This window comes from Streptomyces sp. NPDC060194 (assembly GCF_042728285.1).
GTDB lineage: Bacteria > Actinomycetota > Actinomycetes > Streptomycetales > Streptomycetaceae > Streptomyces.
Map to the genome: position 1 here is coordinate 1 of NZ_JBHWZH010000240.1, position 5,153 is coordinate 5,153.

A 5,153-nucleotide genomic window follows, 5' to 3' on the forward strand; every position below is an offset into this window, starting at 1 on the left:
GTCCCGGCGGTGGCGGCGGCGGTCGTCCCGGCTTCGGCGGTCGTCCCGGTGGTCCGGGTGCCCGCGGCGGCACGCAGGGCGCCTTCGGCCGCCCCGGCGGTCCCGCGCGCCGCGGCCGCAAGTCGAAGCGGCAGAGGCGCCAGGAGTACGAGGCCATGCAGGCCCCGTCGGTGGGCGGCGTCATGCTGCCTCGCGGCAACGGGCAGTCCGTCCGCCTGTCGCGCGGTGCCTCGCTGACCGACTTCGCCGAGAAGATCAACGCCAACCCGGCGTCGCTCGTCGGCGTGATGATGAACCTCGGCGAGATGGTCACGGCGACCCAGTCGGTCTCCGACGAGACGCTCAAGCTCCTCGCGGACGAGATGAACTTCGTCCTGGAGATCGTCAGCCCGGAGGAGGAGGACCGCGAGCTGCTCGAGTCCTTCGACATCGAGTTCGGCGAGGACGAGGGCGGCGACGAGGCCCTGGTCTCCCGCCCGCCGGTCGTCACCGTCATGGGTCACGTCGACCACGGCAAGACCCGCCTGCTCGACACCATCCGCAAGACGAACGTCGTCGCGGGCGAGGCCGGCGGCATCACCCAGCACATCGGCGCGTACCAGGTGTCGTCCGAGGTGAACGGCGAGGACCGCCGCATCACCTTCATCGACACCCCCGGTCACCAGGCGTTCACCGCCATGCGTGCCCGTGGTGCGAAGTCCACCGACATCGCGATCCTTGTGGTCGCGGCCAACGACGGTGTGATGCCGCAGACGATCGAGGCGCTGAACCACGCCAAGGCGGCCGGTGTGCCGATCGTGGTCGCGGTCAACAAGATCGACGTCGAGGGCGCCGACCCGACCAAGGTGCGCGGTCAGCTCACCGAGTTCGGTCTGGTGGCCGAGGAGTACGGCGGCGACACCATGTTCGTCGACATCTCCGCCAAGCAGGGGCTGCACATCGACGAGCTCCTCGAGGCCGTCGTCCTCACCGCGGACGCCTCGCTCGACCTGCGGGCCAACCCGCTGCAGGACGCGCAGGGCATCGCGATCGAGTCCCACCTGGACAAGGGCCGCGGCGCCGTCGCGACCGTCCTGGTCCAGCGCGGAACGCTGCGGGTCGGCGACACGATGGTCGTGGGCGACGCCTACGGCCGGGTGCGCGCCATGCTCGACGACAAGGGCGAGAACGTGGAGGAGGCCGGTCCCTCGACCCCGGTCCTGGTCCTCGGCCTCACCAACGTCCCGGGCGCGGGCGACAACTTCCTCGTCGTCGACGAGGACCGCACCGCCCGCCAGATCGCCGAGAAGCGCGCGGCGCGCGAGCGCAACGCCAACTTCGCCCGGCGCGGCGTCCGGTTCTCCCTGGAGAACCTGGACGAGGCGCTCAAGGCCGGTCTGGTCCAGGAGCTCAACCTCATCATCAAGGGCGACGCGTCCGGTTCGGTGGAGGCCCTCGAGGCCTCGCTGCTCCAGCTCGACGTCTCCGACGAGGTCGACATCCGGGTCCTGCACCGCGGCGTGGGCGCCGTCACCGAGTCGGACATCGACCTGGCGACCGGCTCCGACGCGATCGTCATCGGCTTCAACGTCCGCGCGGCCGGCCGGGCCCAGCAGATGGCCGAGCGCGAGGGCGTCGACGTCCGCTACTACTCGGTCATCTACCAGGCGATCGAGGAGATCGAGGCGGCCCTGAAGGGCATGCTGAAGCCGGAGTACGAGGAGGTCGAGCTCGGTACCGCGGAGATCCGCGAGATCTTCCGCTCGTCCAAGCTCGGCAACATCGCCGGTGTCCTGGTCCGCTCGGGCGAGGTCAAGCGCAACACCAAGGCGCGCCTGCTCCGCGACGGCAAGGTCATCGCGGAGAGCCTCAACATCTCCGGTCTGCGCCGCTTCAAGGACGACGTCACCGAGATCCGCGAAGGGTTCGAGGGCGGTATCAACCTCGGCAACTTCAACGACATCAAGGTCGACGACGTCATCGCGACGTACGAGATGCGCGAGAAGCCGCGCGGCTGACACGCGGTGTCGCGGTCCGTACGGGTGCACGTTCACCCGTACGGACCGACCGTGCGGTGAGAGTCGGGGCCGGTCGGCGGGATCAATTCCGTCGAGCGGCCCCGGCCCTCGCGTGTACGGTTCTGCTGTCCCTGCCAAGCAGTGGCAGCGGCATGAACCCGAACCGGCGGGACATCCGGACGTACATGTATGTGGGGACGCTGTCCTTCGACCTCCTCCTCGGCGACGTACGGTCGCTGAAGGAGAAGCGCTCCGTCGTCCGCCCCATCGTCGCCGAGCTCCAGCGCAAGTACGCGGTGAGCGTGGCCGAGACGGGCGACCAGGACCTCCATCGCAGGGCCGAGATCGGCCTCGCGGTGGTGTCCGGGGACACGGGGCACCTCACCGAGGTCCTTGACCGGTGCGAGCGGCTGGTCGCCGCCCGCCCCGAGGTGGAGCTGCTGTCGGTGAGACGGCGGCTGCACGGTGACGACGACTGACCAGCCGGGACCGGACCGTACGAGCGGACCCGGCACGACGAGCAGCGAGAAGGAGAAGGACCGGTGGCCGACAACGCGCGCGCCCGCAAGCTGGCGGATCGCATCCAGGTCGTGGTCGCGGAGACCCTGGACCGACGGATCAAGGACCCGCGGCTGGGGTTCGTGACCATCACCGACGCCCGGGTCACCGGCGACCTGCGGGAGGCCACGGTCTTCTACACGGTCTACGGCGACGAGGAGGAGCGGGCGGCCTCCGCGGCGGCCCTGGAGTCCGCCAAGGGCGTCCTGCGCTCCGAGGTCGGGCGGCAGACGGGCGTCCGGCACACGCCGTCGCTCACGTTCATCCCGGACGCCCTGCCGGACACGGCGAAGACGATCGACGACCTGCTCGACAAGGCGCGGGCCAAGGACGCCGAGGTCCGCCAGTCGTCCACAGGCGCTGCCTACGCGGGCGAGGCGGACCCCTACCGCCGGCCCGAGGACGACGAGCCGGCCGACGACGCCGAGTCCGGGAACGAGGCCGGCGGCAGGTCATGAGCACCCCCGGCACCACGCCGGACGGCCTTGTCATCGTCGACAAGCCGTCCGGCTTCACCTCGCACGACGTCGTCGCCAAGATGCGCGGGATCGCGAAGACCCGCAAGGTCGGCCACGCCGGCACCCTGGACCCGATGGCCACCGGCGTCCTCGTCCTCGGCGTCCAGCGGGCGACCAAGCTCCTCGGCCACCTCGCGCTGACCGAGAAGGAGTACCTCGGCACGATCCGCCTCGGCCAGGACACCGTCACCGACGACGCCGAGGGCGAGATCACGGCGTCGACCGACGCGTCCGGCGTCACCCGCGAGGGCATCGACGCCGGGGTCGCGCAGCTGACCGGCGACATCATGCAGGTGCCGTCCAAGGTCTCCGCCATCAAGATCGACGGCAAGCGCTCGTACGCCCGGGTCCGCGGCGGCGAGGAGTTCGACATCCCGGCCCGGCCGGTCACCGTCTCGTCCTTCCAGGTGTACGACGTGCGCGAGGCCGTCGCCGAGGACGGCACGCCGGTCGTGGACCTCGTCGTCTCCGTCGTCTGCTCCTCGGGCACCTACATCCGGGCGCTCGCCCGCGACCTCGGCGCCGGGCTCGGCGTCGGCGGGCACCTCACCGCGCTGCGGCGCACCCGGGTGGGCCCGTACAAGCTGGACTCCGCGCGCACGCTCGACCAGCTCCAGGAGGAGCTGCGGGTCATGCCGCTCGCGGACGCCACCGCGGCCGCCTTCCCGCGCTGGGACGTCGACGCCCGCCGGGCGGGGCTGCTCGCCAACGGGGTGCGCCTGGAGATGCCCGAGACGTACGCCGGGGTCGGGGCGGTCGCCGTGTTCGATCCGGACGGCCGGTGCCTCGGGCTCGTCGAGGAGCAGCAGGGCAAGGCGAAGAGCGTCGCCGTCTTCGCCTGACGGGGGCGTTCCGTCCCCGGGCCGGGGTGATGCGGGCGCGCGGCGCCCGGCATGGCAGGCTTGGACCCGCCGTGTTTCACCTCGGCACGGTTTCAGGTACACACAGGAAGCCGCGGGACACGGGTCCCGCGGGCCCACAACGGCTCGGTTCGGGCGAGGAGCGGTCACAGTGCAGCGCTGGCGTGGCTTGGAGGACATCCCCCAGGACTGGGGGCGCAGCGTCGTCACCATCGGGTCCTACGACGGGGTCCACCGCGGGCACCAGCTGATCATCGGCCGCGCGGTGGAGCGCGCCCGCGAGCTGGGCGTCCCGTCGGTCGTCGTCACCTTCGACCCGCACCCCAGCGAGGTCGTCCGCCCCGGCAGCCACCCGCCGCTGCTGGCCCCGCACCACCGGCGCGCGGACCTGATGGCGGCGCTCGGCGTCGACGCGGTGCTGGTCCTGCCGTTCACCGCCGAGTTCTCCAAGCTCTCGCCGGCCGACTTCGTGGTGAAGGTCCTGGTCGACAAGCTGCACGCGCGGACCGTCGTCGAGGGCCCCAACTTCCGCTTCGGCCACAAGGCCGCGGGCAACGTCGAGTTCCTGATCGAGCAGGGCCGGACGTACGACTACGACGTGGAGGTCATCGACCTGTACGTCTCTGGCGCGGCGGGCGGCGGCGAGCCGTTCTCCTCCACGCTGACCCGGCGGCTGGTCGCCGAGGGCGACGTCGCGGGAGCGGCGGAGATCCTCGGCCGGCCGCACCGGGTGGAGGGCGTCGTGGTGCGCGGGGCGCAGCGCGGGCGCGAGATGGGCTACCCGACGGCGAACGTCGAGACCCTCCCGCACACCGCGATCCCCGCCGACGGCGTCTACGCCGGCTGGCTGCACGCGCTCGGCGAGGCCATGCCGGCGGCCGTCTCCGTGGGCACCAACCCGCAGTTCGACGGCACCGAGCGGACGGTCGAGGCGTACGCGATCGGGCGCGAGGGGCTCGACCTGTACGGGCTGCACGTGGCCGTGGACTTCCTGGCGTTCGTGCGCGGGCAGGCGAAGTTCGACTCGTTGGAGCAGCTGCTCGACGCGATCGGGGCGGACGTGCGGCGGTGCGAGGAGTTGATCGCGGAGGCGGAGACGCCGCGGCTGTGAGCCGTTCGCAGGGAGGGGCGGCGGCGGGGGGGGATAGCGCGGCCCCACAGGGGTGGGAGGGCCGGGGGAGTAAAAAAAAAAAACAACCCACCAAAAAAAAAAACAAAAA

At 71.4% G+C, this 5,153-nt stretch carries 5 protein-coding genes; all 5 read left to right on the forward strand.

Annotation, left to right across the window (positions count from 1 at the left end):
- A partial coding sequence (gene infB / locus ACFWEG_RS28165; protein ID WP_387220706.1) for a translation initiation factor IF-2 occupies positions 1-1,997 on the forward strand: 1,997 nt, incomplete at its 5' end.
- A 185-nt stretch (positions 1,998-2,182) separates the two neighbouring features.
- The gene (locus tag ACFWEG_RS28170) at positions 2,183-2,476 is read left to right on the forward strand and encodes a DUF503 domain-containing protein (protein WP_387220715.1); all 294 of its coding nucleotides are present in this window, start codon (positions 2,183-2,185) and stop codon (positions 2,474-2,476) included.
- Positions 2,477-2,539: 63 nt separating this feature from the next.
- Positions 2,540-3,013, forward strand: a complete 474-nt coding sequence (rbfA, locus tag ACFWEG_RS28175; RefSeq protein WP_387220708.1) for a 30S ribosome-binding factor RbfA — start codon at positions 2,540-2,542, stop codon at positions 3,011-3,013.
- A complete protein-coding gene (gene truB / locus ACFWEG_RS28180) occupies positions 3,010-3,915 on the forward strand; it encodes a tRNA pseudouridine(55) synthase TruB (protein ID WP_387220711.1) in 906 nt (301 codons plus the stop codon). The genes rbfA and truB overlap by 4 nt, the downstream gene beginning before the upstream one ends.
- A 169-nt stretch (positions 3,916-4,084) precedes the next feature.
- Entirely contained in the window at positions 4,085-5,044 is a 960-nt protein-coding gene (locus ACFWEG_RS28185; protein WP_387220713.1) for a bifunctional riboflavin kinase/FAD synthetase, read from the forward strand.
- The last annotated feature ends 109 nt before the right edge of the window (positions 5,045-5,153 follow it).